Below are 247 nucleotides of genomic sequence, written 5' to 3' on the forward strand. Positions count from 1 at the left end.
TCGCTAGCACCACGCCCGATCCACTCGCGCACCAGCGCACGACGCGCCGGTGCGCTCACCACTTTTTTCGCAACGCATCCTTGATCAGGTCGTTCTCGAACAACTGCTCGGCCAGCAACTTCTTTAGGGAAGCTCTGAACAACGCACCACAGATACGCGACACTACCCGCCTCATCATGTAGAGGATCATCTATGCAGCTGACGTTCGGTGACGCTGAGGGCCTGGGCAAGCGCAAGCAGACCCGGC

The 247-nt window shown here is 59.5% G+C and carries 1 pseudogene; it reads right to left on the bottom strand.

The features are described 5' to 3' along the window. Positions 1-127: pseudogene (locus F7R02_RS26230) on the bottom strand (IS3 family transposase); the annotation flags it as partial. Between the last annotated feature and the right edge of the window lie 120 nt (positions 128-247).

Origin of the sequence: Xanthomonas cissicola, from assembly GCF_008801575.1 — a bacterium.
In the GTDB taxonomy this organism is placed as follows: Bacteria; Pseudomonadota; Gammaproteobacteria; order Xanthomonadales; family Xanthomonadaceae; genus Xanthomonas; species Xanthomonas cissicola.